The organism is Thioclava dalianensis, assembly GCF_000715505.1.
In the GTDB taxonomy this organism is placed as follows: Bacteria; Pseudomonadota; Alphaproteobacteria; order Rhodobacterales; family Rhodobacteraceae; genus Thioclava; species Thioclava dalianensis.
Genome location: NZ_JHEH01000094.1, coordinates 1 through 813, shown reverse-complemented (window position 1 = coordinate 813; position 813 = coordinate 1). Strand labels below are relative to the sequence as shown.

General features: G+C 57.8%; 1 protein-coding gene. It reads right to left on the bottom strand.

The genetic code is table 11. The features are described from left to right. Nucleotides 1-52: 52 nt before the first annotated feature. Nucleotides 53-763, bottom strand: coding sequence for an IS6 family transposase (locus DL1_RS20665; protein ID WP_038070299.1), 711 nt, complete (start codon nt 761-763; stop codon nt 53-55). Nucleotides 764-813 lie beyond the last annotated feature (50 nt).

The window sequence follows — 813 nt, the reverse complement described above, 5'->3', positions numbered from 1 at the left end:
GGTATTGTCAGGTTAATTCCCTCTGCCCCCACTTTCGCCCGTGAGGGTTTGATCAAGCCGTCATTGCAGCGGCACAATCGATCCAACGGCGAAATGCGGCTGTCCGGGTGTGGCGATATTTGGAGGCGGTCATCTTGTGGCGGCGGGGGCGGAACAGTGTGGCGGTTTCATCATGGACGCTCAGAAACCTCTGGGCCTGCCGGGCTGATTTGAAACGGCCTTGGATCTTCTCTCGCTTCCGGGTTGGTCTGTGCGAGCCTTCAATGCGATTGTTCAGTCCTTTATGGGCTCTGTGATCCACGCCCAGTGCGAGCTTGCGCAGGGCTGCGCCGTAGCTGCGTAATTTGTCGGTGATAATGACGCGCGGCTTGCCCCAACGAGCGACCAACCTCGCGATGAAACGCCGTGCCGCCCGCGCATTGCGGCGCGTTTGGACCAGAATATCAAGCACTTCGCCAGTGCTGTCGACCGCGCGCCATAGCCAATGCTTCTTCCCACGGATCATGATCACGACCTCGTCCAAGTGCCATTTGTCCGAGGGGTGCCGACGGGTGGCCCTCACCCGTTCTGCGATCTTCTTACCGAATTTCTCTACCCATGCCCGGATCGTCTCATGGCTGACCACGACACCTCGTTCGGCAAGCAGGTCCTCAACATCGCGTAGACTGAGAGCGAAGCGATGATAGGCCCAGACAGCGTAAGAAATGATCGAACGAGGGAAGCGATAACCCTTTAGGCGAGGTTGTGAAATTTGACTGATCATTCTCGCGCGCTACCGCTTGCCACAAGCCGCGTCAATAACTTGACGATGCC